The following is a 25,463-nucleotide window of genomic DNA, read 5'->3' on the forward strand; positions in this document are numbered from 1 at the left end:
ATCTGCTCGTCGGTGAAGCGCTTCTTCATGTCCGTCCTCTTCTTGGGAACGGACTCTACTTAAGTCAGGGTGGCCCTGAAAACCGGGGGCAGGTCACGACGACCACGCCAAACTCGGCCAGTAGCCCACGCAGTCGATTGCTGGTGGCCAAGGCCTCGGCCTTGTAACCCTCCCGCACCCGATGCACTGCCAGCCGAGCCTGCTGGTCGACGGACTTCATCGGCACGAATCGCATATTGCCTTGCCGCGCTGCGGTCGCGATGGCTTCGGCGTCATTCCGATCGTTCTTTGCCGTGCGGCTCTTGCGAAATGGCGTCACGAACTGCGCAGCGATCAGCTTGGGGACGAGCCCCACGTCCCGGCAATACCGGGCCCAGTGGTGGGCGCCGCTGCATGCTTCCATCGCCACGACGGTGCCGGAGGGCAGCTGTGCCAACCAAACCCCAAGGGCGTCCCGCCGCAGGTCGCGGCGCTGCCGGACGTGCCCCGTGGCGTCCAACTCGCAGGCCGAGAACACCAGTTTCGCCAGATCAATGCCAATGGTTATAGTGCCCATGGGAGACTTCTCCTCTGCGTTGATTGAGTCGCAACCCAATCATGGCCCTCGAGGCCGAACGGCAATGCCGTCGGAGGGGAAGTCTCCTTTTTACTCATTCAAGTCAAAGCCACTTTGTGGTTCGACTTAATTCAAGTGTTAGGCCGCATGAGACACATCTTCGCCGTCATATTGCTTGCTTTATGTGCTTGCGCAGGACCGATAGAGCCAGCGATGCCGTTATTGCCGGCATTCGATAGTTATAGCTGCCCTTACCTCCCCAGTGACTCAGGCTATTCGGTGCAGGGGCGGGTTGGCCCCGACTACACAATTTGCACTCTTACCCCGCTTCGGCCTGGGCTTCTTCCCGCCGAGCTGCGCGTAGGTGGTCATTGGTCGCTGCCGACCGACAGTCGCTTCGCTGGCTTCTCCAAGACGTCAGTTGGTCGCATCGCTTGGTTCTATGGTGTTAGAGACAATGCCGTGCACGAGCGGGTGGCTTTCCTGCCAACTGGACTTGGCAGGCCGCCTCATGTCCAACTGGTCGTCTATGGCGGCAGCGTCCATGACGCCACACTGCAGCGTGAGCCACTACTCGCGGCGGCTGTTCGCGCTAGCATGCGCCCTAACAATTCATTCAAGTTGAAGCAGCTTCGCTGCTCGACTTAATTCAAGTGTTAGGCCCATACATGCGACTTCGTTCAAAAGCAGCGCTTCTAGCCTCGGTTGCGGGCATTGCTCTTGCAACCTTCTATTTCTGGCGTGCCCCGCTGGCCCTGCCTGGAGTTCAAATCAGTGCTGACGTTTGCGATGACTCCCAATCGACGGAGACTACCGTTCAAGGCGCTTGGTCTGGCTCGGCGTATCAACTGGTCGTAGATCAGCCAGAGAACTGTGCAGTTACCCTGCACTCCGCTTCGGTCCAGCGTCTTGGCAGCCACCTGTTCGTCCGAACCAAATACCTGTCGTCCTCCGGCATGTATACATCCTGCTACTGCCGACACCGCACCAAGCTCAGTATCCCAGGCCTTCCGCGCCAAGCCTTTCGGGCTCACGTATATTCGTGGCCCTAACGATTCATTCAAGCCTAAGCTGCTTCGCGGCTCGGCTTAATTCAGGCGTTGGGGCGCACTGCACCACAGATTTCTTCTGGAGAATTTGTGGTACGGACACTTTTCTTGACTCTCCTTGTTGCTCTCATCTCGTCCTGCGCATCCCACCGGGGGACAAGCAAACACCGCTACTCTGGGGTTGGCACGTGCGGTTGCTAGAAGCAGCGCGTTTCAGCCATCAAGGGCGACGATACTGATCAGCCAAGCCACCGCGGTAGTCAAAGGCCCCAGCCGAGGACATTTCATGCTCCCCCCTGGTTCTGGCAATATGGGCGGAAAGGGAGTCTTCAGCACATGGATAAAGAACAAGCCAACTCCGCTGCCAATGTCCTGATGGACATTGAACGCACAAACAGACCCACCAGGGCGCGGCACGCGGCCACCCCGCATTACCAGCGCACCGTCAGCAGCGGCAGCCTCATCGGCTTTGGGCTCGGGATGCTTGCGGGTGGTCTGCTCCTTGACAACATTTTTCCGGCCTCATTGGTTGGCACCGTACTCGGCGCACTGACCGGCCGCTACGTGGCCCCCCGCTTCATGAAACCCAAGGCCTAGTACCGCAAGCCGCTGAAGTCCATACACGCTGCAGTGGGCTCGCTGCCCCTTGTGGCTAAGACAACAGGGACAAGGAGTCGCGAAATGAATCGTCGTATTCTGGTGGCCGTCGCAGTAACCGTTCTCGCCTATGTCGCCCTTGAGCGGCTTGGAAGCTGGTTTACGCCGCAACCTGAACTGACCGCCGATCCCGACGAGCACATGCGCCTGCTCGCCTTCATCAGTGCTGGCATCGTCTTTTTCGCTGTCTCTGTCGGTTCATGGGTGGCGCGAGGCAGCTTTCTGCGGCCCGCACTCGCCCTTTGGTGCGTGTCTGTCATTGCATCCATGGCAGTCGGCTACAAGTTGCAACGGGTAGCAGTGCCAAGGGAGTTCGGAGAGTTCGCCTGGGTGAACGCGCCCATGCTTGGCGCGACGCTGGGCGCAACCCTGCTTGGCGTCGTTTTCGGCGGCTTCCTTGTCCGGGCTCAAGCCCGCCAATCCACCCCCGCGGGTTGAAGCGAAAATGCCAATGCGCCACCTCATCGCGGTGATGGCGTGTGCAGGCGCCCTGGGTGTTGCATTTGTGGCGGCACCTTACCTCCGGACTCGAGGGATCCCCACCGGCGGCCTAATGATGATCTTGGTGGCTGCGGTCCTCGCGGCGATGTGGCGCGCCATAACAAGCCGGCCAAAAAAGCCTTAACGGCTCAATCCATCTGAAGCTGCGACAGTTATCGAACCTGATTTACAGGCAACGCAATGCCGCCCTTCCAGAATCAAAATCGGCATCACGTCGTCGCCCCATATATCTCTTGAGTTGTGCTGCCCCAAGGAGACTCACGATGGATTGGCTGTGGTTGTCACTCACCTGTATGGTTGTCGCGCTTGCCACGCACTACGCGATCCGCTGGTTCTGGCTTGCGCTTCCGCTGGCTGCGCTTCTCGGCCCGCTTGCTCATATCACCCTGACGCATCTTGTTTTGGGGGATTCCGGCAGCACGGATGGTCTGGCATTGGTATTCGGCCAGGTCGTCGCCCTGCCGATATCGGCGCTGGCGGGCGCTGTGATTCGTGAGCTTGGCAGTCGGCGTTACCCTGATGCCACATCAACGACTGGACGGATCCGCACGCCCGACTGACGCCGTCGACACTCGCCCCAGAGCCTCCTCGATATCGCGCTCCTCCAGCAGCGTGCCGAATGCCATGCCGTGCTGCCCCGCCACGCGACTGCGATGGAACGCATCCGCCAGCGGGCTGCGAGCCTGGCGCAGCACGGCGGCCTGCATCGAGACAGCCAGCCGCTCCACCAGCCAGCGCGCATGCACCTCCGGGACCGCACGGCCTTCGGCCAGCACTCCGTGCAGGGTGGTCGCCACGGCTTCGCCGCCCTCGGCGCCCATCGCACCGCTCGCCTCCAGCCACTGCCACAACGCCTGCCCCTGCACCGGCTCACGCGACAATGCACGCAGCACGTCCAGGCACTGAATGTTGCCGCTGCCCTCCCAGATCGAGTTGAGCGGCGCCTGGCGGTACAGTCGGGGCAGCATGGACTCCTCCACGTAACCGGCACCACCGAGGCATTCCTGCGCCTCGTTGACGAACGCCGGCGCGCGCTTGCACACCCAGTATTTGCCTGCGGCGGTGCCGATGCGCGCCAAGGCGGCGGCCAACGGGTCTGCGTCCGCTTGCTCGATGGCGCGGGCCACACGCATTGCCAACGCGATGGCCGCCTCGGCCTCCAAGGCGAGGTCGGCCAGCACGTTGCGCATCAATGGCTGGTCCAGGAGCGCGCGGCCGAAGGCGCGGCGGTGGCGCGCGTGCTGCAGCGCGTGCGCCAACGCCATCCGCATCTCGGCGGCGGAGCCGAGCATGCAGTCCAGCCGCGTCAGCATGACCATCTCCAGGATGGTTGCCACGCCACGCCCTTCCTCGCCGATGCGACGTGCCCATGCACCGCAGAACTCGACCTCACTGGACGCGTTGGACCAGTCGCCGAGCTTCTCTTTCAGGCGCATCACCCGATACGCATTGCGGCGACCATCGGGCAACAGGCGCGGCAACAGCAGGCAGGTCAGGCCAGCGGGCGCCTGCGCGAGCACCAGGAATCCATCGGACATCGGCGCGGACATGAACCATTTGTGCCCGACCAGCGTGTACTCCCCTTCCGCGGCCGTCGGCTCGGCGCGGGTGGTGTTTGCCCGCACGTCCGAGCCGCCCTGCTTTTCGGTCATGCCCATGCCGAGCGTGACGCCCGCCTTCTGCCCGATGGGCACCTCGCGTGGGTCGTAGTGGGGTGCGACCGCCTTGATCCGCCACTCGGCCAGCGCGGGCTCGCGACGCAGCACGGGAAGGGCGGCATGCGTCATCGTCAGCGGGCAGCTGGTGCCTGGCTCCGCCTGATGGTGCAGGTAGCTCAGCGCCGCGCGTGCGACGTGGGCGCCGGAGGCATTGGCGGTCCATGACAGGCCTGCCACACCATGCCTGATGGCCGCATCCATCAGCCGGTGGTAGGCGGGGTGGAACTCAACCCGGTCGATGCGGTGGCCGAAGCGATCGTGCGTGCGCAGGCGCGGACGGTCGCGGTGGGCATCGAAGGACAGCGCGTACAGTTCGTCACCGGCGAGCGCGCCATAAGCGGCCAGGTGCTGGGCGAAGGCAGCCCCGCCTTCGCGGCCCACCGCATCGCGAAGCGCGACGTCATCGGCCCACAGGTTCCGCGAGGCGAACTCGGGCGGCTGGTTGTCGACCCGGTGGGTGTCGAACGGCGGCAGGTCCATGCACGGCTCCGGCGGTGACCCTGCCCCGATTGTGCGCCGGCACCGGCCGGGTGTCGCGCAAAAAAAAACCCCGCGCCAGGCGCGGGGTTCCGAAACAGGTCACTGAATCAGACAGGCTGTACGCCCGATGCCTGCGCGCCCTTCGGGCCCTGGGTCAGCTCGTAGCTGACGCGCTGTCCTTCCTGCAGGCTGCGGAAGCCCTTGGCGTTGATCGCCGAGAAGTGCACGAACACGTCCGCGCTCCCATCCTCAGGCGAAATGAAGCCAAAACCCTTGGCGTCGTTGAACCACTTCACGGTGCCGTACTGCATATCCTTGATGACCTCATGCTGGGTGCGTTGAGCGCACGGCCGCCCGATGACGGCAAGCGCGCGCCCCGAGTATGCAAACTGAACGCCGGCTTTACAATCATCCTGGCCCGCCCCCTCCCCAAGAGGCGGCGGTCGGCCACAGTAGCGCCGCCCAGGCTCGCCCCGGGGTCAGCCCGCCAGCAATGCCTTCAGCAAGCCCGGCAGGCCGGCGGATGCAGCGGCCACGTTGTCGAGCACATCCTGCAAGGTGATGACCTCGTCCGGGTCAGGGCCGGCACCTGCCGCCCAGTTGGCCACGATCGCCAGGCAGGCGTAATCCAGATCCATTTCCCGGGCCAGGCCGGCTTCGGGCATGCCGGTCATGCCGACCAGGTCGCACCCGTCGCGGCGCATGCGCACGATCTCGGCGCGGGTCTCCAGCCGCGGGCCCTGCGTGGCGCCATAGCAGCCGCCGTCGACCAGCGCCACGTGGGCCTTGACCGCCGCCGCGACCACCGACTGGCGCAGGCTACGGGTGTAGGGCTCGCCGAAATCCACGTGGAGCACCTCGGTGCCCTCCTCCTCGCAGATCGTGGAGATCCGGCCCCAGGTGTAGTCGATGAGCTGGTCCGGGCAGGCCAGCACGCGCGGCCCAAAGCGTTCGGTGATGCCGCCGACGGTGTTCAGCGCCAGCACGCGCTCGGCACCCAGTGCCTGCAACGCGGCCAGGTTGGCGCGGTAATTGATCTTGTGCGGCGGCACCGAGTGGCCTTCGCCGTGGCGCGCCATGAACGCGACGCGGTGGCCGTCCAGCATGCCCACGCGCACGGGCCCGGAGGGCATGCCGTAGCGGGTCTCGGGCTCGTGGGTGGTCACGTCCTGCAAGTCGGCCAGCTTGTAGAGGCCGGTGCCGCCGATGATGGCGAGTTCGATGGTGCTCACGGTGAGGTGCTCTCGGTACCAGCAGTCAAAATGGTATCGGCGCGACGGTGCGCGCCTTCGGTCGACAGGCGCCCCACCACGACAATCGCAGCCCACAGTGCCGCGCCCGCGACGGTGGCGAGGACATCCTGCAGGTCAAACGTGCGGTTGGGCCGGTACACCTGCACGAATTCCCAGGCCAACAATCCGCCCGCGCTGAAAAGGAGGGCCAAAGCGTGGGTTCGCGTTTCGCGCCACAGCTGTGACCACGCATAAGGCGCTGCTGACCCCGCGCCGCGCAGCAGTTGCACGGCGACGATCAAGCCCGGGATCGTGGCCGCCGCAACCAGGTTAGGGGCATATCCCAGGAATGCGGAGGCGTCACCGCTTTCGCGCAGATACTTGATCCCGCTGACCCCGAGCTGCCCCAGGACCATCAGCATCGACATCCACCCTGCGACGCTCCCTCGCGTGGTCATGCGCTCAATCCTTCAGCGCGTAGATGTCCGGCAGGTTGCGGCCCTGCTCGTGGTAGTCCATGCCGTAGCCGAAGACATAGCGGTCTGGCACGGTCACGGCCACGTAGTCGGCGCAGATGCCGGGCACGCAGCGGTCGTGGTCCTTCACCGACAGCGCGGCGATGCGCACGTCGGCGGCGCCTTCGGACAGGCACCAGTCGCGCACGGCGGCCAGGGTGTGGCCTTCGTCGAGGATGTCATCGGCCAGGATCACGCGGCGGCCAGCGAGCGGCGTGGCCGGGCGGTGCTTCCACACCAGGTCGCTGCCGGTGGTCTGGCCGCGGTAGCGGGTGGCGTGCAGGTAGTCGAACTCCAGGTCCAGGCCCAGTGCACCCAGTTCCATGGCCAGCTGCGCGGCGAACGGCAGGCCGCCGTGCATGATCGTCAGGTAGACCGGTACCGTGCCGGCGAAGTCGCGGTGGATCTCGGCGGCCATCTGCCGGACGCCGGCGTCAATGGTGGCGCGGTCGACCACCACTTCAGCGTTGGCGAGGGCATCGGCCAGCGCGGGGCGCGTGTCGGCGGTCATCAGGCAATTCCTTCCTGGCGGGCGCGGGCTGCGCCGTAGCGGGCATCGGCCAGCAGGCCGTCCCAGCCCATGGGGCCGCGACCGATCAGGCCGGTCAGCGCCATGGTGTTGAGCTTGCGGTCCTTGATGGCATCCAGCGACTCTTCCACCAGCTCCGGGTGGCAGACCAGCACGACGTCGCAACCCGCATCCAGGTGCAAGTCCACGCGCTGCTTGATGCCGCCGGCCGAGAACGCGGCCGCCATCCCGATGTCATCGCTGAAGACGACACCGCGGAAACCCATCTCCTTGCGCAGGATGTCCTCGATCCAGACCTTGGAAAAACCGGCAGGTTCCGGCGCAACCGCCGGGTAGACCACGTGCGCCATCATCACCGCATCGGCCTTGGCCTCGATACCCGCGACGAACGGCACCAGGTCCAGCGCGCGGATCTCGTCCAGCGGGCGCGGGTCGATGGCGTCATCGAAATGCGTGTCTTCCAGCACCGAGCCGTGGCCCGGGAAGTGCTTGAGCGTGGCGGCCATGCCGGCACTGTGCATGCCACGCACGTAGGCACGGGTGAAGTCGGCGACGACGGCAGGATCTTCAGAAAAGGCGCGGTTGCCGATCGCGCGGTTGCCACGCCCGAGGTCCACCACCGGGGCGAAGCTGAGGTCAACGCCGGTGGCGCGCACCTCGCTGGCCATCAGCCAGGCGTGCTCTTCGGCCATGGCCAGTGCGGCAGCCTTGTCCTGTGCATAAAGGCGACCGAAGTTCTCCAGCGGCGGCAGCGCGCTGTAGCCCTCGCGGAAGCGCTGCACGCGGCCGCCTTCCTGATCCACGCAGACCAGCTGCGGGCGCGGGGCGGCTTCGCGGATGGCCTGCGACAGCTCCGCCACCTGCGCCTTCGACGCAAAGTTGCGGGAGAACAGGATCACGCCGGCGCACGCATCATGCTGCAGCCAGTCGCGCTCCTGCGCGGTGAGTTCGGTGCCGGCGACGCCGATAACGAGCATTCGGGAAACTCCAGGGTTCGGATGACGGCGCCACTGCGCCGCGGGGTCAGGGGATTGTGGCGCAGATGCCGGGTCGGGCGCAGCCCATGGGGCTGAACAGGCCGCACACTAGGCAAGGCCCAACGCCGCAAGCGCATGGCCGGGCAGCGGGGCGCATTGCCACGCAGCGCGGTCGGGCGGCTTCAGCCCTGCCCGGCCTTTTCGGCATCAGTCCACTGGCTATAGGGGCGCGTGGCGAGCGCCAGGTTGTAGTAGCGCGGGCTATCGGTGACCTCGGCGCCGGCCCAGTCGGGCTTGGCGAAGGCTTCATCCGCCGAGGCCAGCTCGATCTCGGCCACCACCAGCCCGGCGTTCTCGCCAAGGAACTCGTCCACCTCCCACAGGTGGCCTTCGAACGTCACGTAATGGCGGCGCTTGTCCACCAGCCCGCCCACGCTCAGCGCCAGCAAGCCGCGTGCGTCGTCCACCGGGATGGCGTAGTCGAATTCCTGGCGGGTGTGGCCCAGCTCGCGCGACTTGAGATTGAGGTAGGCCTCCTCACCTTGGATGCGCACGCGTACCGAGGCTTTCATCGCGCCGGTGTCCATCGCCGCTAGGTCGTTGAGGTAACCCTGCGCCATCGGCACGACCTTGTGTGCGGCGGCGCGCCAGCCGTCGCCGGTGACGAGGAATTTGCGTTCGATTTCGATACCCATGGCTCAGGCCTGCTCGAACATGGCGATGGACTCGACGTGCGCGGTGTGCGGGAACATATCCATCACGCCAGCAGCCTTGAGCTTCCAGCCGCGCTCATTGACCAGGTAGCCCGCATCGCGCGCCAGCGAAGCCGGATGGCAGCTCACGTACACGATGCGCTTGAACTGTTTGAGCGGCAGCTGCGTCAACACGAAGTCCGCGCCCGAGCGCGGCGGGTCCAACAGCAGCTTGTCAAAGCCTTCGCGCATCCAGGTGTGCCCCGACAGGTCCTTGCCCAGATCGGCCGCGTGGAACTGCGCGTTGGGCAGGCTGTTGTGCGCGGCGTTTTCGCGGGCGCGCAGCACGAGCCCGGCCTCGCCTTCCACGCCCACCACTTCGCGCACGGTGCGCGCCAGCGGCAGGGTGAAGTTGCCCAATCCGCAGAACAGGTCGAGCACGCGCTCGTCCGGCTGCGCGTCCAGCAGGTCCAGCGCGCTGCGGATCATCTTGCCGTTGAGCCCGGCATTGACCTGGATGAAATCCAGCGGACGGAACTTGAACTCCAGGTTCCACTCCGGCAGCGAGAAGGCCAGCTTGACCTGCTCCGGCCACAGCGGGTGCACGCTATCCACGCCACCGGGCTGCAGGAAGATGGCGAAGCGGTGCTGCTGGCCGAAGGCGACCAGCGCCGCCTTGTCGGCGTCCGACAGCGGCGAGAGGTGTCGGATGGTCAACGCGATGCCGCTGAACTCGGCCTGCGGGTCGCCGGCGATGAACTCGATCTGCGGAATGTCCTTGCGCGCCTGCAGGCCATCGACCAGCGTCGCCAGCGCCGCCACCTTGTCGCCGATCTCTGGGATGACCGTGTGGCAGAAGGACACGTCGGCCACGAAACGCGGATCAACCTCGCGGAAACCGACGAGGGTCTTGTCCTTCTTGTCGACGCGGCGCACCGAGAAGCGGCCCTTGCGACGGTAGCCCCACGACGCGTCGGTCAGCGGCGGCAGCACGGTTTCCGGCGTGACGTGACCGATACGGGAGAGGTTCTCCAGCAGTACGTTCTGCTTGGCGAGGATCTGCTTGTCCTCGGCGTAGTGCTGCATGGCGCAGCCGCTGCACACGCCGAAGTGCGCGCAGCGCGGCTCCACGCGCTCCGGTGCGGCCACCAGCACCTCGACGGTCTTGGCCTCGTCGAAGTTGCGGTTGCGCCCGGTCTGGCTGGCCATCACCCGCTCGCCCGGCAGGGCCCCGGCGACGAACACGGCCTTGCCGTTCTCCCGGCGGGCGACGCCGCGGCCGTCATGGGTCAGGCCGGTGATCTCGGCTTCGAAGGGGGTCTGGTCGATTCGCGCCACGGTGACGGCCGGTTTTCAGGGGGTGGCTATTGTCGCAGATACGGGAAACAGGGGCCGCTCCTGCACGACAACAGAAAAGGGGTGGCTGATCGGGCCACCCCTTCTGCTCTGCCAGTGGCGCTCCGGCCGTGGAAGGCGTTACTTCTGCTTCCAGGCCCCACCCGACTGGTACCACCAGCCCGAGCGCGCACTGTCGATCCACTGCTTGGCGAACACGTCGCGGATCTGGTTTTCCCACTCCGGGTGCCCGTTGGCCACCGCCACTTCGCGGTACACCGCCTTGCGGTCGCGGTTGTCGTCGGCCACGGCCTGGTTGACCGCCACGCGGTCCTTCAGCGCCAGCTTGGACGCGTCGCGCACCACGATGGTGCCGTCTCCGGCAAAGCCCAGCGCGCCGGCATCGAAGCCCGCGCGCAGCTGCGCGTCAAAGCGGGACGCCATGCGCGCCTGGATCGCCTGGATGGCCGGCGTCTTGATGGTGATGTCCGGCGCGGACTGCGCGTGCGCGCTGCCGATGCCCACCAGCGACAGCCAGTCGATGCGCGAGGCGAGCGCCGCCGGCGTCATCGGCCGGGACAACGAAGCACTCTGCCCGCCCGGCTTGCCTTCCTGCGACGCCGGGGCCTTCGCCTCGTCGCCAATCACCTTCTCGACGAACTCCTTGGCCGCTTCCTTGGCCTCGGCGGCCGGGAAGTAGACATTGATCGTCACGCACGCCGTCAACATGACGGCGGCAACCGGAATACCCATCCAACGGCGCATGCGAACTCTCCTGTGTGTACGTTGCGGTGCTGCGTTCACTCCACGACGGGCTTGACGTCGCCTTTGCCAATCGCCGCGAGGCGTTCGAGCAAGGTCGGCCAATCCACCCGACGGTTGAAACCCACCACGGTCAGCCGGGGCAGCCCCGCGCCTTCCACGATAATAAAGCCCTGCCCGGCTGAACCGAGGCCATCCATGGTGCAAACCTCATCGACCAGCCGGCAGGCGATGCCAATGCGCTTGTAGCCAAAGTCGTCAAACAGGCCAATCAGCTGCCCCTGCAGGCTGCTGACAAACGAAGCATCACCCACGCTGGAGATGTTCTGCACGGCGCGCTGGGAAATGCGCTGGCGCAGGCCGCGCTTGCGCTCGGTGCGCAATTGCGCGTCAAAGGCCACCGGCTGCCAGTCCACCAGGCGCAACCCGCTGATCCGGCCGTCGAGCGCGCCCGTGATGCTGCCGAAACCGAACACGCCGGTCGTGGACTCCAGGTCCAGGTCATCGATGTCGATATCGGCCGTCAGCGTGGGCGCCACGCCGAAGGGTCGCTCCATCGCCAGCGATGACACGCGCACCCGCCCATTGAACAGCTGCATGTCCAGGCCGCCATCGAAGTCCAGCCGGTCGTTCGCGTAGCGCGCGCGCGGAATGCTGCCACTCAGATTGCCAGTGAATGCCGGCCAGTCCAGCGCCTTGGACAACTGGGCAATGTCCACGCGATCCAGCGCCAGCCCGAACTCGACCTCGAGTCCGCGATCGGCCGCAGGCGGCCGGATGCGCACGTCATCGAAGCGGGCGTAGCCTCCCAGCACCGGCAGAGTGACCGGTGCGGCCACGCGCAGTTCCCCGCCTTCGCTGGCAAAAGGGAGGCGGGCTGGGCCGAAAGCGAGCCCGTACAGCGCGCCGCCTTGCCACTGCAACGCGCTCTGCACCGGTGCACCGCCGGAAAACGCCACGTCGCCGTCCAGGCCGTTGAAGTCGAAGCGCCCCTGCGGGTCGTCGATTGTGACGCCGTGCAGGCGCATCAATGCGCCCCGCAGTTGCCCGTTGGCCACATCGACCCAGGCGTCCGCTGCGCCTGACAACGCTAGGTCGCCCAGGCCCGCGAGGCCCAACCAACCCGACAGGTAACCGTCCCGCAAAGGTGCCAGCGACCCGCTCTCCAGGCGCAAGGTTGCCGAGTGCAAGGAGCCCTCAGGCGTCAGGGACGCGCGGCCCGACGCGACCAGGATCCCGTCGTCCTGCCAGTGCAGGTCGTGGAAGTCCCAGCCACCCTCGCCGCGCTTCTGCCCGGCCACCCGCAGCCCGACCCGTCGGTCCTGCAACGAGACGTAGGTGGTGCCGAAGAGCATCTCGCCACCCCGCAGCTGCCCCCGCACACTCACGGTGTCGGTGTCGGCGAACGCCGCACGCACATCGAGGTCGCCGCCCAGACCCTCCGCGGCAATCGTGCCGTCAGGCGTGTCGATGGCGACGCCGCGCAATCGCAGCGGGCCGCTGACGCGCAACGGCTGACCCGCGGCACTGTCGATGTCCAGGCGCCCAGACAATTGACCCGCGTTGAGGCGCGCCGCGGGCCACGCCGTTGCCAGCAGCGCCTGGGTCCAGGCCAACGGCACGTCCGTCAGGTCGATGCGGGTGACGTCGGGCGTCGCGGCATTGCGCAGCAGATGCAGGCGCGAAGGTCCGCGCACCAGACTCGCCTCGGTCACCGCGACGCCCAGCGCGACCGCCAGGCGGAAGGGGGGACCGCCCGCGGCGCGCACGTCGCCCTCGCAACGCCAGCCGCCTTGTCCATCACGCCGCAAGGGACACTGCCACGACACGTTCTTCAGCCGGTATCCCAGCTCGGGGGCATCGGCGCGGCCCGCCCGAAGATGCAGCCGACCGGGCCCGGCATCGTCATTCCACTCCAGCCGCACCTGCACATCCTGGAGCGTCGCCGCCGCCGTGGTCACGCGCTGGATACGCGCCGTCATCGCCCGCGCATGCGCCCCTGCCGCGGCCAGTAGCAGCGCGCACAGCACCGCGCACTGCATGAGCAGCAGCACTGAGGGCGTTCGCAGGCGTACCATCCGGGGCTCCATGGCCGCAGCATAACCAGCCCGCGCGAACTGCTCATGAAATCCGGCGACGCTCCCTGCATCCTGCTGGTCGAAGACGACCCCGTGGCCCTCGCCTTCCTCACGGCGGCGGCGGCATCGGCCGGTGTGTCGGTCGACGGCGCAGGCAGCGTGGCGCAGGCACTGAGGCGCGCCGAACATCAGCGCCATGCCCTGTGGCTGATCGATGCCAACCTGCCCGACGGGCGCGGGGAGGCGCTGTTGGCGGCACTGAAACAACGCCAGCCGGACACCCCGGCGATCGCGCACACCGCATCGCATCTGCGCGACGAACTGGACGCCCTGCAGCAGGCCGGCTTCGACGAGGTGCTGGTGAAGCCGCTGCCGGCACAGGCGGTGGCCGGCGCCATTCGGCGCGCATTGAAGCTCGACACGCTGGGGGACACCCACCTGCATGCCCCCACCGCGCTACCCGGCAAGCTCCCCGTTTGGGATGACGACGACGCCGCGCGCTCGATGGGCGGAAACCTCGACCATGTCGCGGCGCTCCGCGATCTTTTCCTGGCCGAGCTGCCGCTCGCGCGCGACCGCATTGCCAGTGCAGGCCGCGATGCGCACGCCACCACGGTGCTCGAAGAAGTACACAAACTCAGGGCGAGTTGCGGGTTCGTGGGCGCGCCCCGGCTTGCAGCCGCGGCCGCCCAGCTGCGCACGCAGCCCACCGAACCCGCCGCACTGCTGCGATTCGACCAGGCCGTGGAAGACACGCTCGACACGCCACCGCTGCATCGGCGGGCAAGCACTACATCCCCCGCAGGCGTTTGAGGCCGGGGGACCGTAGGCAACGACAGCGACAACGCGTCAGTCGCCGGCACGGTCCGAAGTTGGCGGCGCGGTCGACTCCGGTGCCAGGGGCGACGCCGCCTCGTTGGCGGACGCGCGCGCGTTGCCCGACATCGGCCGATCCTCCGCCCGCGGCAACGCGGCCAGCATGTCCCACGACTTCAGACCACGCGGCCCCAGATGGTGCGCCAGCACGCCACGCAGCACGTGGCGCAGTCCCGCCAGGTCATCCTTTTCCGGCAGCACATCGTTGGCCAACGCAAGCAGTGCGCGTCCGGTCGCGGCGGTCGAACGGTCGCCGTGTCCCCGGTCACTGAGGACGCGCCACGGACCGTGCTCCGGCTCGATGCGGTAGCGTGCCGCGGCGTCGATGGGCATGCCGTCGCCGTCGCAGCTCCAGTCGAATCCAAAGCCGAGCGCATCCAGCAGATCGCGCTCGTAACGCCGCAGCGTCCACGCCAGCGGCTCGCCCGCGCGCAGTCGCTCGCGCGCGACCGCATACGCCACGAACAATTCAGGGGCCGGGTCCAATCGCGGTGCGAGCCGCAGCGTCAATTCGTTGAGGTAGAACGCGCCAAGCATGGCGTTGCCGCCCAATCGCGGCGCGATGTCCACCGCTTCGGCGGCGGTCAGGCGCGCCAACTCGCCGCGCAGCAGCGCATCCAGCCGGATCAACTGCAGCGGCTGCAGCGCGGCGCGCAAGACGTGGCGCTTGGGTCCCTGCACGCCACGCGCCACCAGCCCAACGCGTCCGTGCGTGGCCGTCAGCACTTCCACCAGCAGGCTGGTTTCCCGCCACGGCCGTGCATGCAGGACGAAGGCGGGCTCGGCGGTCAGCTGCATGGGCCCTCCCTCACGGGTTCAGCCAGTGGCAAATCCAGGGGTTCACGGGCGGCCCGCAAGGCGTCGCCGCCCCGATCACTCAGTCGTGGTAGCCGAAGGCGCGCAGCGCGGCCTCATCGTCCGACCAGCCTTCACGCACGCGCACCCAGGTCTGCAGGAACACCTTGGCGCCAAACAGCCGCTCCATCTGGATGCGCGCCTTCGCGCCGATCTCGCGCAGGCGTTCGCCGCCCTTTCCGATCACGATGGCCTTCTGCCCGTCGCGCTCGACCCAGATCACCGCGCCGATGCGCAGCATCGTGCCATCGACCTCAAACTGCTCGATCTCCACCGTGGTGGCATACGGCAGTTCCTCGCCCAACTGGCGCATGAGCTGCTCGCGCACCATCTCACCGGCCAGGAAGCGCTGGCTCTTGTCGGTGATCTCGTCCTCGCCGTACAGCGCGTCCTGCTCCGGCAGGTGCTCCAGCACGGACTTCACCAGCGGCTGCAGGCCGGTGCGCTTGAGCGCGGAGACCGGGTGGATGGCGGCGAAGTCGCGGCCTTCGCTGACCTGCGCCAGGTAGGGCAGCAGCGCCGACTTGTCCTTGAGGCGATCCACCTGGTTCACCACCAGCACCACCGGCAGGCCCGCGCCACGCAGGGCTTCATAGGCAAAGCCGTCCGCCTCGTCCCACTGGCCGGCACGCACCACCAGCAGGGCCACGTCCACGCCCTCCAGCGCGCCACGCGCGGCGCGGTTCATCCACCGGTGCATGGCCGTGGCGGTGGACTTGCCCTGGTCACGGTGCAGGCCCGGGGTGTCCACCAGGACCAGCTGCCCTTCCGGGAAGGTGGCGATGCCCAGCAAGCGGTGGCGCGTGGTCTGCGGACGCGGCGAGACAATGCTCACCTTGGCGCCCACGAGCGCATTGGTCAGGGTGGACTTGCCGACGTTGGGTCGGCCGATGACGGCCACATGGCCGGCGCGGTAGGGGGTGTTCATGGGGGAATTGTAGGCAGTTGCGGGCGCGGTGGCGCGAAAACGGGATCAGCGACGCAGACTTTCGACCTGCGCAAGCGCCGCCTCGGCCGCCACCTGCTCGGCGGCACGGCGCGAGCTGCCCTGCCCTTCGGTGCGGACGGCCGGCTGGCTCAGGGTGCAACTGACGTGGAAGGTCTTGGCATGCTCCTCGCCGGATTCGGAGAGCAACTCATACGCGGGCAGCGGCTTCTGCCGGCCTTGCAGCCACTCCTGCAGACGCGTCTTGGCGTCCTTGCCCACCTTGTGGGCCGGCGGCAGGGCCTCGATGGCCGCCTCGAACCAGGGCATCACCACGGTCCGGCAGGTTTCGTAACCGGCATCGAGGTAGATGGCCGCGACGATGGCTTCGACCGCGTCGGCCAGGATCGAATCGCGGCGATGGCCGCCGGACTTCATTTCGCCCGGTCCCATGACCAGGCGCGGTCCGAGCTCCAACTGGCGGGCGATGGCCGCCAACGAGGACTCCCGCACCAGCTCGGCACGCGCGCGGGTCAGCGCGCCCTCGTCGGCGTGGGGCCAGTGCGCATACAGCGCCTCGGCGATGAACAGGTTGACCAGTCCGTCGCCCAGGAACTCCAGCCGCTCGTTGTGCGGCATGCCCGCACTCCGATGACGGAGCGCCTGGCTCAGCAGGGCTGCGTCCGCGAAGCGGTGGCCGATCAGGTCATTCAACGCCGCCCCGACGCAGCTCCTTCTCGGCCTTGAACTTGCCCACCACGTCCAGGTTGGCAATCAGCGGCTTGCGGACTTCGTATTCGACCGTCATCAGGTAGCCGGCGTCCTTGCGGACCACCTTCACATGTTCGGCCTTGATGTTGTCGGCGTAGCTGATGTATAGGCGGCGGAAGAACAGGTCCTTGATCTTGGCCGGATCCTTGTCGGTCACGCCCGGTTCGGTGGCCAGGCCATTGAGGGCCTGCTTGACGGCGTAGAACTCCGAATACATCGGGATGGTCTTCATGCCCATGTACACGAACACGCCGACCACGGCCAAGGTGATGATGAACCCGATCAGGGTCATGCCACGCTGCGTACGCTTCATCCGTTCACTCCCCAAGTTGTCACGGTTGACCTGATCCGACGGCGGCCTGTCACTGGATGCTCGTGCCGATGCGGGAGAAATCAACGCCCCCATCGAAGTTCATCCAGACCAGGAACGCCTTGCCCCGCAGATTCTTCTCCGGCAGCAGACCCCAGTATCGACTGTCCTCGCTATTATCGCGATTGTCGCCCATCACGAAATAGTGCCCCGGCGGGACCTCCCACTCGCCCTCGCCCGGATCATTGAACGGCAGATCCGTCCGTTCGAGGACGTTGTGCTCCACACCGGCCAGGTTCTCGCGGATTTCCTCGGCGCCGGTCATCTCCGCGCCGTTGCCCTTGCCTTGATACGCACCGACCAGTGCGTACGGCAGCACCTCACCGTTGAGGAACACCTGGTTGTCGCGGTAGGCGATGCGGTCTCCCGGCAGGCCCACGACGCGCTTGATCCAATCCTGTTCCGGATGATGCGGTGGACGAAACACCACCACGTCGCCGCGCTGGGGCTCGCCGATCTGCACCACCTTGTGGTTATTGATCGGCAGGCGCAGGCCGTACTTGAACTTGTTGACCAGGATGAAGTCGCCCGTCAGCAGGGTCGGCATCATCGAGTTGGACGGAATGCGAAACGGCTCGGCCACGAAGCTGCGCAGGATCAGCACCACCGCGAGTATGGGGAAAAAGGCCTTGGAGTAGTCCACCACCACCGGCTCGGCGGCCTCGTCCAGCAGGCCCTCGCGCGCGGCGCGGCGCTTGGCCAGCACGAACTTGTCCAGCAGCCAGACAAGGCCGGTGAACAGGGTGAGTACGACCAGCGCGGTTTCAAACCAGATCATCGTGATGCTTTCTCCTTGCGCCGCACGTTCTCGGATGCAGCGCCGTCAGGGTGCCGCCAGCTTGCCACCTTAATGCACATTGCCCCGGCGTCCATGGGTCCGTAGTCACGGCCCCCGTCGCCAATGCCGCTTCACCCCGGCGATGCCGCTCCCCAACCCGCCCCAGGCGCCGCTACCCACCGGGTGCGGCGACTGTGGCCGGCACGCCCGGCAGGGCTTACTTGCTGTCCGCCGAGAGCACCGCCAGGAAGGCTTCCTGCGGAATCTCCACGCGGCCGACCTGCTTCATGCGCTTCTTGCCTTCCTTCTGCTTTTCCAACAGCTTCTTCTTGCGCGTGATGTCGCCGCCGTAGCACTTGGCCAGCACGTTCTTGCGCAGCGCCTTGACCGTGGTGCGGGCGATCACCTGGCTGCCGATGGCGGCCTGGATGGCCACGTCGAACATCTGCCGGGGAATCAGGTCCTTCATCTTCTCGGTCAGCTCGCGGCCGCGCCGGTCGGCGTGGCTGCGATGCACGATGATGCTCAGCGCGTCGACCTTGTCGCCATTGATGAGCGTGTCCACGCGCACGAACGGGCCGGCCTCGAAACGCAGGAAGTGGTAGTCCAGCGACGCATAGCCGCGGCTGACCGACTTGAGCTTGTCGAAGAAGTCCAGCACCACCTCGGCCATCGGCAGCTCATAGCTGACCTGCACCTGGCTGGCCATGTAGGTGATGCCGATCTGCACGCCGCGCTTTTCCTCGCACAGCTTGATCACCGCACCGATGTAGTCCGGTGGCGTCAGGATGTTGGCGCGGATGATCGGCTCGCGGATCTCGTCGACCTGGTTGACCGGCGGCAGCTTGGCCGGGTTGTCCATCGGCACGGTGGTGCCGTCGGTCTTGAGCACTTCGTAGATGACCGTGGGCGCGGTGGAGATCAGATTGAGGTTGTACTCGCGCTCCAGGCGCTCCTGCACGATTTCCATGTGCAGCATGCCGAGGAAGCCGCAGCGGAAGCCGAAGCCCATCGCCTCGGAGCTCTCCGGTTCGAAGCGCAGCGCGGCGTCGTTGAGGCGCAGTTTGTCGAGCGCCTCGCGCAGGTCGGGGTAGTCCTCGGCGTCAACCGGGAACAGGCCGGCGAACACGCGCGGCTGCATTTCCTGGAAGCCGGGCAGCGGCGACGGCGCCGGGTCGGCCGCCTTGGTCAGCGTGTCACCGACCGGTGCGCCGTGCACGTCCTTGATCGACGCGGTCACCCAGCCCACCTCGCCCGCGCCGAGCTTGTCCAGCACCTTGCGCTTGGGGGTGAACACGCCGACGTTGTCGACTTCGTGCGCGCGGCCGGTCGACATCACCAGCAGCTTGTCGCCCTTCTTGATCTCGCCCTGCATCACGCGCACCAGCGAGACCACGCCCAGGTAGTTGTCGAACCACGAGTCGATGATCAGCGCCTGCAGCTTGTCCGTGTCGCGCGGCTTGGGCGGCGGGATGCGATGCACGATGGCTTCCAGCACGTCGACCACGTTCAGGCCGGTCTTGGCGCTGATCGCCACGGCGTCCTCGGCGTCGATGCCGATCACCGCCTCGATCTCTTCCTTGGCGCGCTCGATGTCGGCCGTGGGCAGGTCGATCTTGTTCAGCACCGGCACCACTTCCAGGCCCTGCTCCACCGCGGTGTAGCAGTTGGCCACGGACTGGGCCTCGACGCCCTGCGCGGCGTCCACCACCAGCAGCGCGCCTTCGCACGCGGCCAGCGAGCGGCTGACCTCGTAGCTGAAGTCGACGTGGCCGGGGGTGTCGATGAAGTTCAGGAAGTAGGTCTGCCCATCCTTGGCCTTGTACGGCAGGGATACGGACTGGGCCTTGATGGTGATGCCGCGCTCGCGCTCGATCGGGTTGGAATCGAGCACCTGCGCTTCCATCTCGCGGTCCTGCAGGCCGCCGCAGATCTGGATGATGCGGTCGGCGAGGGTCGACTTGCCGTGGTCGACGTGGGCGATGATGGAGAAGTTTCGGATCTGCTGCATGCGGGGGCGCGGCGTGGGGACCGCGTAGGCCTGAAAGGTTAACGGTCAATTATCGCACAGCGGATGGCATGGGCCGGCAGGCCCGGTGGTCCGGCATGAACAGGGGCTGGCCGCTGGGCGACACCCCCTCCAGACGTGCGCAGCGCGGGCGCCCCTTCGGATCGCCCGCGTTTGGAGTGTGCATGGGTGGCTCGGGGGAACGGCCGGCGTCAAAGGCCGGCCGCGTGTCCTGCCACCCGGGCCGCGTCAACCCTTGTCCGCCGTCACCGGCACGTAGCGCGTGCCGCCCCGGCTGCGCACCAGGAGCATCACCGTGTCACCGGCCTTCACCGAGGCCAGCGCGCGGTCCAGCGCGGCTACCGAACCCACGGCCTGACGCCCGACGCCGAGAATCACGTCGCCCGGATTGAGGCCCGCCTCGGCGGCGCCATCGCCGGTCACCCGCGCCACCACCACACCTTCGCCCGCTTCCAGGCCAATGCGCTGTCGCTGGGCGGCGTCGAGGTCCTGGGCGGCGAAGCCCAGCGGGTTGCTGCCACGGGAGGGCGTGCCCGGCGTGGCGGGTGCATCGCCGTCGTCGTTGGCGGCCACCGTGGCATCCAGCGCCCCCAGCACCACGGTCACCTCACGCTCCCGGCCGTCGCGCACCACGCCCAACTTCACTTTGGAGCCCGGGGCCAAGCCACCGATCAGCGGCGGGAGGTCACTACTGGTATTGACCGGCCGCCCGTTGACCGAGCGGATCACATCCATGCGCTCGATGCCGGCCTTGGCGGCCGCGCTACCCGGCACCACGTCACCGACCAGCGCGCCGGCATTGTTGGGCAAGCCCAGCGCCTTGGCCGAACCAGCGGTGATCGCCTGCACCTGCACGCCCAGCTGACCGCGACTCACGCGACCGGTGGCTCGGAGCTGTTCCGCCGAGTTCATGGCCACGTCGATCGGGATAGCGAAGCTCACGCCCATGTAGCCGCCCGAGCGCGAGAAGATCTGCGAGTTGATGCCCACCACTTCACCCGAGGTGTTGAGCAGCGGCCCGCCGGAGTTGCCCTGGTTGATGGCGACGTCGGTCTGGATGAAGGGCACGTACTGCTGTTCGGGGCTGGTGGTGCGGCCCACCGCGCTGACAATGCCCGCCGTGACCGAATGGTCCAGGCCGAACGGTGAACCGATCGCGACGACCCATTGACCCGGCTTGGTGTTGGCGGCGTTGGCCACGCGCAGGAACGGCAGGTCCTTCGCGTCCACCTTGAGCAACGCCACGTCGGACGGCTGGTCGCTGCCGATCACCTTGGCGGTCAGTTCGCGGCGGTCATTCAGGCGCACCCGGACAGTGTCCGCGCCTTCCACCACGTGGTGGTTGGTCAGCAGGTAGCCATCCTGCGAGATGAAAAAGCCGGTGCCCTGCGAGATGCCACGGCGCTCCTGCGGGCCACCCGGGAACGGCATGTCCGGGCCGAAGAAGCGGCGGAAGATGTCGGGCACGTTCTCCATGTCGGGTGAGCCGGCGTCGTCACGCGCGTTGCGGCGCATGCCCACTTCGGCGGTCACGCTGACCACCGCCGGTCCCACCTTCTGCACCAGGGCCGTGAAATCGGGGAGCCCCGTCACCAGGGGCGCGGCCGGCGTGGCCGCGGGCGGCGGCGCGATCGGGGCGGTCGGTGCCTGCGCGGAGCAGGCCGCCGGAATCAACGCGACGAGGGCGGAAGCGAGGGCAAGGGTGTGGATGGGTCGGTTCATGGAATCGGCCTCGGGGGAAAGGTTGTCCATCAACGGCGCGGCGGGTACCGCGCCTGTCATCGGTCAGGGCTGGGGGGTGGCGTCAGCATTGGAGGCGGGCGCATCGGCCGCATCCGGCTCGAACGGATAAAACGACGGCGATGCCTGGGTCGTGCCATAGCTGGCCGTGAAGGCACCCGCCGCACTCGAGCCCGGTAGCACGGCCCGTGGCCACGGGCGGGCGACCAGGTCACCGGCCTGCGGCTTGAAGGGGTCGGTCACGCCGGCGGTAGTGGCCCGCGGTGCCGAATCGGCTGCCAGCGCCATCGTCCGGGTCGACTTAGCGTCGCGGCGCGTGACGGCCGAAACCCCGGAACGGTTGCGGCGCTCGGCCACGCGGCGCGGAGTATCCGCGACAGCGACCGCGACCGCCGCGACTTCGGCGCCTCCCAGGGGTGCGGCAGGAGCGGAATCCGGCGCAGACAGCGGGAGGCTGGCGTTGCCCTCATCCGTGGTTGCGGGAATCACGGCCACCGGACTGCCGGTTGCAGCACCCGCATCGTCCCCCGTGCCAAGGCCAGAGAAAGGATGGGTCACGAACAGGGCCGCCACGGCCACGGATGCCGCCAGCGCGGCCCGCCCCCACCACCGCCGCGACTGTGCCTGCGCCACGGCCGATGCGGGCGCACGACGCGTCTCTCCGGCCACTGCGGCTACGGGCGCGGTTTCGGCCGCCAATGCTTCCGAGACCCGCTGTGCGAACCCCGACGGCGCCAGGCCTGCGGCCTGTCCGCGCAGCACGTCGCCGGCCAACTGCCAGCGGCTGCAGGCATCGCGCCAGCCGGCGTCATGGTCCAGGCGTCGCAGCGCGAAGCGCGCGGCGTCGCCTTCCAGTTCGCCATCGAACAGCGCACTGAGGGTTTCGCGGTCATTGGGGGTCATCGAGGAGCTCATGGGTGGGCGTTCTCCCGGGCGTCGGTATCCAACAGAGGCTTGAGTTGCGCGTCGATCGCATCACGGGCGCGGAAGATCCGCGAGCGCACCGTGCCGATCGGGCACCCCATCCGTTGCGCGATCTCGTCGTAACTCAGGCCGTCAACCTCGCGCAGGGTGATGGCGACCTTCAGGTCTTCCGGCAGGCTTTCGACCGCATGCATCACGGTGCGTTCGATTTCCTGTCGAAGCAATTCGTGCTCGGGCGTGTCGGTGTCGCGCAACCGCATGCCCACGTCGAACTGCTCGGCGTCCGTCGCGTCGATGTCGTCCGTCGGCGGCCTGCGGTTCTGCGCTACCAGATGGTTCTTGGCGGTATTCACTGCGATGCGATGCAACCAGGTATAGAACTGGGCGTCGCCGCGGAAGTTCGGCAGCGCCCGGTAGGCGCGCATGAAGACATCCTGGGCTACGTCCTGGCATTCGCTCCAGTCGGACACGTAGCGCCCGATCAGCCCGACGATCCGGTGCTGGTACTTCCGTACCAAGGCATCGAACGCCGTACTGTCGCCGCGCTGGACGCGCCTGACCAGCTCCTGGTCCAGGTCCAGTTCTTGGGACACGATGTTTTCGGCCATGCCTTGCCGGCACTCCTGTCAGCTCGGCCATTGCCGAGCACTGAGACAACCCTGTCGGGGGAAAGTTCACTCCGCGTCGCGACGCGGGTTCGGGATATTAAATGGGGCGCCTGACGGTCGGCCGCAACTGCCGTGCGTCACGCAGGCCGGCTCTTCCTTCCGGTGGCCGGATGCCCGGGAATCACGGTGACCGTTCGCGGGCTGGACCGGGCGATCGCGCCGGGCATTCCAAACACCCATTTGACTGCGGGCAAAGGTCCTCGGGATGATAGGCGGATCCTCCATACGTGAACGGATGGTTTCCGGAATGACCGCTGGCCTCCAGGGACAAGACAACTTCGCCGGGCTGCGCCTGCAGCATTGGCGCACCGAGCCCCGCGCCGATGGCGTGCTGGTACTGGTGTTCGACCGCGCCGGGGCGCCGGTCAACACCTTCGGCCAGGACGTGCTGATCGAGTTGGACAGCCTGCTGGAGCGGATCGCCATCGACCCGCCCAAGGGTCTGGTCGTCCGGTCGGGCAAGGACAAGGGCTTCATTGCCGGCGCCGACATCAAGGAATTCCAGACCTTCGACGAGAAGGGCGTGGTGGGCGATGCCATCGGCCGCGGCCAGCGGGTATTCCAGCGGCTGGCCGAGCTGCCCTGCCCCACGGTGGCGGCCATCCACGGCTTCTGTATGGGCGGCGGCACCGAGATCGCGCTGGCCTGCCGCTACCGCGTGGCCAGCAACGATGCCTCGACCCGCATTGGCCTGCCGGAAGTGAAGCTGGGCATCTACCCCGGCTGGGGCGGCAGCGTGCGGTTGCCGCGCCTGGTGGGTGCGCCGGCCGCGTTCGACCTGATGCTGACCGGGCGCTCGCTGTCGGCATCGGCCGCGCGTGGCATCGGACTGGTGGACAAGGTCGTGGACCCGTCACAACTGGTCGAAGCGGCCGTGACGCTGGCCCTGCGTGGGACGCAGCGCCCGTTCAAGCAGCGCGCGATGGCGTGGGCCACCAATACCCTGCCCGCGCGCAAGCTGCTGGCGCCGATGCTGGCCAAACAGGTGGCGCGCAAGGCGCGCAAGGAACACTACCCAGCGCCGTTTGCGTTGATCTCCACGTGGGAACGCGCGGGTGGCGGCACGAAGGCGCTGCTGGCCGCCGAGCGCAAGTCGGTGGTCAAGCTGGCCTCCACGCCGACGGCGCGCAACCTCATCCGCGTGTTCTTCCTGCAGGAGCGCTTGAAGGCGCAAGGCGGCAAAGAGCACCGCATCCAGCACGTGCACGTGGTCGGCGCCGGCGTGATGGGCGGCGACATCGCGGCGTGGTCGGCCTACAAGGGCTTCGAAGTGACGCTGGCCGACCGCGAGCAGCGCTTCATCGACGGCGCCCTCGCCCGCGCGGGCGAACTGTTCGCCAAGAAGGTGAAGGACGAGGCCAAGCGCCCGGCCGTGGCCGCGCGCCTGCGCGGTGACCTGGAAGGCGAAGGCGCGGCCAAGGCCGACCTGGTGATCGAGGCGATCATCGAAAAGCCCGAGGCCAAGCGCGACCTCTACAACGCGGTCGAGCCGCAGATGAAGCCCGACGCGCTGTTGACCACCAACACCTCGTCCATCCCACTGACCGAACTGCGCGAGCACATCCAGCGCCCGGCGCAGTTCGCCGGCCTGCACTACTTCAACCCGGTCGCGCTGATGCCGCTGGTGGAGATCATCCGCCACGACGCCATGGCCCCGGAAACCGAGCAGCGCCTGGCCGCGTTCTGCAAGGCCATCGACAAGCTGCCGGTGCCGGTGGCGGGCACGCCGGGCTTCCTGGTCAACCGCGTGCTGTTCCCATACATGCTGGAAGCGGCCACCGCATTCGCCGAAGGCATTCCCGGCCCGGCCATCGACAAGGCCGCGGTCAAGTTCGGCATGCCGATGGGCCCGATCGAGCTGATTGATACCGTGGGCCTGGACGTCGCCGCGGGCGTCGGCGCGGAGCTGGCGCCGTTCCTGGGCTTGCCGATCCCCGCGGCGCTGTCCGCACCGCCGGAGGCTGGCAAGCGCGGCAAGAAGGACGGCCAGGGACTGTACAAGTGGGAGAACGGCAAGGCGGTGAAGCCCGAGTTGCCGAAGGATTACCAGGCCCCCTCGGACCTGGAGGATCGCCTCATCCTGCCGCTGCTCAACGAGGCCGTGGCGTGCCTGCACGATGGCGTGGTCAGCGATGCGGACCTGCTGGATGCCGGCGTGATCTTCGGCACCGGTTTCGCACCGTTCCGCGGCGGCCCGATTGCGCACGTGCGCGCGGTGGGTCCGGACAAACTGGTCGAGCGCCTGAAGCAGTTGCAGCAGCGCTATGGCGACCGGTTCGCACCGCGTCCGGGCTGGGACAATCCGGCACTGCGCTGACGCTGCACATTGCATCTCGCAAAAATGGAAAGGCGCACCAATCGGTGCGCCTTTCTTGTTTGTGCCGCGCTTCGGCCCTCAGGTCCCGTGCCGCGCCGGTCTTCGGGCCGCTGGCCCGGAGCATCGCCG

24 protein-coding genes and 1 pseudogene are annotated in these 25,463 nt (G+C 67.3%); 5 read left to right on the plus strand and 20 right to left on the minus strand.

The features are described from left to right. Positions 1-97: 97 nt before the first annotated feature. Positions 98-556 (minus strand): annotated as a pseudogene (locus ACYVBS_RS00005) (IS110 family RNA-guided transposase); the annotation flags it as partial. Between the two features lie 1,385 nt (positions 557-1,941). Here ACYVBS_RS00005 and ACYVBS_RS00010 point away from each other — a divergent pair. The 3 genes from ACYVBS_RS00010 to ACYVBS_RS00020 all read left to right on the plus strand — a co-directional run bounded on the left by ACYVBS_RS00010 (position 1,942) and on the right by ACYVBS_RS00020 (position 3,323). Further along, positions 1,942-2,202 (plus strand): hypothetical protein, encoded by a 261-nt coding sequence (locus ACYVBS_RS00010; protein WP_460820994.1) that lies wholly within the window; start codon positions 1,942-1,944, stop codon positions 2,200-2,202. A gap of 84 nt (positions 2,203-2,286) precedes the next feature. After that, entirely contained in the window at positions 2,287-2,700 is a 414-nt protein-coding gene (locus ACYVBS_RS00015) for a hypothetical protein (RefSeq protein ID WP_460820996.1), read from the plus strand. A 326-nt stretch (positions 2,701-3,026) separates the two neighbouring features. Next, a complete protein-coding gene (locus ACYVBS_RS00020) occupies positions 3,027-3,323 on the plus strand; it encodes a hypothetical protein (protein ID WP_460820997.1) in 297 nt (98 codons plus the stop codon). On the opposite strand, the gene ACYVBS_RS00025 is transcribed toward ACYVBS_RS00020, so the two are convergent. From ACYVBS_RS00025 to ACYVBS_RS00070, 10 genes are all read right to left on the minus strand, one after another. Further along, positions 3,291-4,961 (minus strand): acyl-CoA dehydrogenase family protein, encoded by a 1,671-nt coding sequence (locus tag ACYVBS_RS00025; RefSeq protein ID WP_460820998.1) that lies wholly within the window; start codon positions 4,959-4,961, stop codon positions 3,291-3,293. The two genes, ACYVBS_RS00020 and ACYVBS_RS00025, sit on opposite strands and share 33 nt — an antisense overlap. Before the next feature lie 107 nt (positions 4,962-5,068). After that, a complete protein-coding gene (locus tag ACYVBS_RS00030; protein WP_460820999.1) occupies positions 5,069-5,272 on the minus strand; it encodes a cold-shock protein in 204 nt (67 codons plus the stop codon). A 168-nt stretch (positions 5,273-5,440) separates the two neighbouring features. After that, complete coding sequence (locus tag ACYVBS_RS00035; RefSeq protein WP_460821001.1) at positions 5,441-6,193, minus strand: S-methyl-5'-thioinosine phosphorylase; 753 nt, start codon at positions 6,191-6,193, stop codon at positions 5,441-5,443. Then, positions 6,190-6,621: a VanZ family protein gene (locus ACYVBS_RS00040; RefSeq protein ID WP_460821002.1), complete on the minus strand. Its 432-nt coding sequence runs from the start codon at positions 6,619-6,621 to the stop codon at positions 6,190-6,192. Before ACYVBS_RS00040 ends, ACYVBS_RS00035 begins: the two co-directional genes overlap by 4 nt. Before the next feature lie 34 nt (positions 6,622-6,655). Beyond that, the gene (locus tag ACYVBS_RS00045) at positions 6,656-7,219 is read right to left on the minus strand and encodes a hypoxanthine-guanine phosphoribosyltransferase (RefSeq protein ID WP_460821003.1); all 564 of its coding nucleotides are present in this window, start codon (positions 7,217-7,219) and stop codon (positions 6,656-6,658) included. Beyond that, positions 7,219-8,214 carry a beta-N-acetylhexosaminidase gene (gene nagZ, locus ACYVBS_RS00050; protein WP_460821005.1) on the minus strand — a complete coding sequence of 332 codons (996 nt, stop codon included), beginning with the start codon at positions 8,212-8,214 and terminating at the stop codon, positions 7,219-7,221. The genes ACYVBS_RS00045 and nagZ overlap by 1 nt, the downstream gene beginning before the upstream one ends. 182 nt (positions 8,215-8,396) lie before the next feature. Continuing rightward, positions 8,397-8,909 (minus strand): CYTH domain-containing protein, encoded by a 513-nt coding sequence (locus ACYVBS_RS00055; protein WP_460821006.1) that lies wholly within the window; start codon positions 8,907-8,909, stop codon positions 8,397-8,399. Positions 8,910-8,912: 3 nt separating this feature from the next. After that, positions 8,913-10,244, minus strand: a complete 1,332-nt coding sequence (rlmD, locus tag ACYVBS_RS00060) for a 23S rRNA (uracil(1939)-C(5))-methyltransferase RlmD (protein WP_460821007.1) — start codon at positions 10,242-10,244, stop codon at positions 8,913-8,915. Between the two features lie 138 nt (positions 10,245-10,382). Continuing rightward, positions 10,383-11,006 carry a DUF1318 domain-containing protein gene (locus ACYVBS_RS00065; protein WP_460821009.1) on the minus strand — a complete coding sequence of 208 codons (624 nt, stop codon included), beginning with the start codon at positions 11,004-11,006 and terminating at the stop codon, positions 10,383-10,385. Positions 11,007-11,041: 35 nt separating this feature from the next. Then, on the minus strand, positions 11,042-13,081 hold the full coding sequence (locus tag ACYVBS_RS00070) for a translocation/assembly module TamB domain-containing protein (RefSeq protein WP_460821010.1): 2,040 nt from the start codon (positions 13,079-13,081) through the stop codon (positions 11,042-11,044). Between the two features lie 45 nt (positions 13,082-13,126). Here ACYVBS_RS00070 and ACYVBS_RS00075 point away from each other — a divergent pair, with 45 nt between their 5' ends. Then, positions 13,127-13,894: a response regulator gene (locus ACYVBS_RS00075; RefSeq protein WP_460821012.1), complete on the plus strand. Its 768-nt coding sequence runs from the start codon at positions 13,127-13,129 to the stop codon at positions 13,892-13,894. A gap of 36 nt (positions 13,895-13,930) precedes the next feature. Here the strand turns inward: ACYVBS_RS00075 and recO are convergent, their stop codons facing one another. From recO to rpoE, 9 genes are all read right to left on the minus strand, one after another. Then, entirely contained in the window at positions 13,931-14,755 is an 825-nt protein-coding gene (gene recO / locus ACYVBS_RS00080; protein WP_460821013.1) for a DNA repair protein RecO, read from the minus strand. Between the two features lie 79 nt (positions 14,756-14,834). After that, the gene (era, locus tag ACYVBS_RS00085; protein WP_460821014.1) at positions 14,835-15,740 is read right to left on the minus strand and encodes a GTPase Era; all 906 of its coding nucleotides are present in this window, start codon (positions 15,738-15,740) and stop codon (positions 14,835-14,837) included. Between the two features lie 45 nt (positions 15,741-15,785). Beyond that, positions 15,786-16,451, minus strand: coding sequence for a ribonuclease III (rnc, locus tag ACYVBS_RS00090; RefSeq protein WP_460821015.1), 666 nt, complete (start codon positions 16,449-16,451; stop codon positions 15,786-15,788). After that, positions 16,444-16,821, minus strand: a complete 378-nt coding sequence (locus tag ACYVBS_RS00095) for a DUF4845 domain-containing protein (RefSeq protein WP_460821016.1) — start codon at positions 16,819-16,821, stop codon at positions 16,444-16,446. The genes rnc and ACYVBS_RS00095 overlap by 8 nt, the downstream gene beginning before the upstream one ends. A gap of 49 nt (positions 16,822-16,870) precedes the next feature. Further along, entirely contained in the window at positions 16,871-17,656 is a 786-nt protein-coding gene (gene lepB, locus ACYVBS_RS00100) for a signal peptidase I (RefSeq protein ID WP_460821017.1), read from the minus strand. A 217-nt stretch (positions 17,657-17,873) separates the two neighbouring features. Further along, positions 17,874-19,667: a translation elongation factor 4 gene (gene lepA / locus ACYVBS_RS00105; protein ID WP_460821018.1), complete on the minus strand. Its 1,794-nt coding sequence runs from the start codon at positions 19,665-19,667 to the stop codon at positions 17,874-17,876. A gap of 246 nt (positions 19,668-19,913) precedes the next feature. Beyond that, the gene (locus ACYVBS_RS00110) at positions 19,914-21,407 is read right to left on the minus strand and encodes a DegQ family serine endoprotease (protein WP_460821020.1); all 1,494 of its coding nucleotides are present in this window, start codon (positions 21,405-21,407) and stop codon (positions 19,914-19,916) included. A 63-nt stretch (positions 21,408-21,470) separates the two neighbouring features. After that, positions 21,471-22,340, minus strand: coding sequence for a sigma-E factor negative regulatory protein (locus ACYVBS_RS00115; protein ID WP_460821021.1), 870 nt, complete (start codon positions 22,338-22,340; stop codon positions 21,471-21,473). Continuing rightward, entirely contained in the window at positions 22,337-22,957 is a 621-nt protein-coding gene (rpoE, locus tag ACYVBS_RS00120) for an RNA polymerase sigma factor RpoE (protein ID WP_460821023.1), read from the minus strand. Before rpoE ends, ACYVBS_RS00115 begins: the two co-directional genes overlap by 4 nt. A 307-nt stretch (positions 22,958-23,264) precedes the next feature. Between rpoE and ACYVBS_RS00125 the strand changes: the two genes are divergently transcribed. Further along, on the plus strand, positions 23,265-25,334 hold the full coding sequence (locus tag ACYVBS_RS00125; RefSeq protein ID WP_460821024.1) for a 3-hydroxyacyl-CoA dehydrogenase NAD-binding domain-containing protein: 2,070 nt from the start codon (positions 23,265-23,267) through the stop codon (positions 25,332-25,334). Positions 25,335-25,463 lie beyond the last annotated feature (129 nt).

The sequence above is a fragment of the Lysobacter olei genome (assembly GCF_054777355.1).

Excerpts from the sequence above, each read along its gene's own strand:
- ACYVBS_RS00110 (WP_460821020.1), bottom strand. The coding sequence starts at position 21,407 with ATGAACCGACCCATCCACACCCTTGCCCTCGCTTCCGCCCTCGTCGCG.
- ACYVBS_RS00030 (WP_460820999.1), bottom strand. The coding sequence starts at position 5,272 with ATGCAGTACGGCACCGTGAAGTGGTTCAACGACGCCAAGGGTTTTGGC.
- ACYVBS_RS00070 (WP_460821010.1), bottom strand. The coding sequence starts at position 13,081 with ATGGTACGCCTGCGAACGCCCTCAGTGCTGCTGCTCATGCAGTGCGCG.
- ACYVBS_RS00015 (WP_460820996.1), top strand. The coding sequence starts at position 2,287 with ATGAATCGTCGTATTCTGGTGGCCGTCGCAGTAACCGTTCTCGCCTAT.
- rpoE (WP_460821023.1), bottom strand. The coding sequence starts at position 22,957 with ATGGCCGAAAACATCGTGTCCCAAGAACTGGACCTGGACCAGGAGCTG.
- nagZ (WP_460821005.1), bottom strand. The coding sequence starts at position 8,214 with ATGCTCGTTATCGGCGTCGCCGGCACCGAACTCACCGCGCAGGAGCGC.
- ACYVBS_RS00025 (WP_460820998.1), bottom strand. The coding sequence starts at position 4,961 with ATGGACCTGCCGCCGTTCGACACCCACCGGGTCGACAACCAGCCGCCC.
- recO (WP_460821013.1), bottom strand. The coding sequence starts at position 14,755 with ATGCAGCTGACCGCCGAGCCCGCCTTCGTCCTGCATGCACGGCCGTGG.
- ACYVBS_RS00115 (WP_460821021.1), bottom strand. The coding sequence starts at position 22,340 with ATGAGCTCCTCGATGACCCCCAATGACCGCGAAACCCTCAGTGCGCTG.
- ACYVBS_RS00045 (WP_460821003.1), bottom strand. The coding sequence starts at position 7,219 with ATGACCGCCGACACGCGCCCCGCGCTGGCCGATGCCCTCGCCAACGCT.
- ACYVBS_RS00065 (WP_460821009.1), bottom strand. The coding sequence starts at position 11,006 with ATGCGCCGTTGGATGGGTATTCCGGTTGCCGCCGTCATGTTGACGGCG.
- ACYVBS_RS00055 (WP_460821006.1), bottom strand. The coding sequence starts at position 8,909 with ATGGGTATCGAAATCGAACGCAAATTCCTCGTCACCGGCGACGGCTGG.
- lepA (WP_460821018.1), bottom strand. The coding sequence starts at position 19,667 with ATGCAGCAGATCCGAAACTTCTCCATCATCGCCCACGTCGACCACGGC.
- ACYVBS_RS00010 (WP_460820994.1), top strand. The coding sequence starts at position 1,942 with ATGGATAAAGAACAAGCCAACTCCGCTGCCAATGTCCTGATGGACATT.
- ACYVBS_RS00075 (WP_460821012.1), top strand. The coding sequence starts at position 13,127 with ATGAAATCCGGCGACGCTCCCTGCATCCTGCTGGTCGAAGACGACCCC.
- era (WP_460821014.1), bottom strand. The coding sequence starts at position 15,740 with ATGAACACCCCCTACCGCGCCGGCCATGTGGCCGTCATCGGCCGACCC.
- ACYVBS_RS00125 (WP_460821024.1), top strand. The coding sequence starts at position 23,265 with ATGACCGCTGGCCTCCAGGGACAAGACAACTTCGCCGGGCTGCGCCTG.
- ACYVBS_RS00040 (WP_460821002.1), bottom strand. The coding sequence starts at position 6,621 with ATGTCGATGCTGATGGTCCTGGGGCAGCTCGGGGTCAGCGGGATCAAG.
- ACYVBS_RS00095 (WP_460821016.1), bottom strand. The coding sequence starts at position 16,821 with ATGAAGCGTACGCAGCGTGGCATGACCCTGATCGGGTTCATCATCACC.
- lepB (WP_460821017.1), bottom strand. The coding sequence starts at position 17,656 with ATGATCTGGTTTGAAACCGCGCTGGTCGTACTCACCCTGTTCACCGGC.
- ACYVBS_RS00020 (WP_460820997.1), top strand. The coding sequence starts at position 3,027 with ATGGATTGGCTGTGGTTGTCACTCACCTGTATGGTTGTCGCGCTTGCC.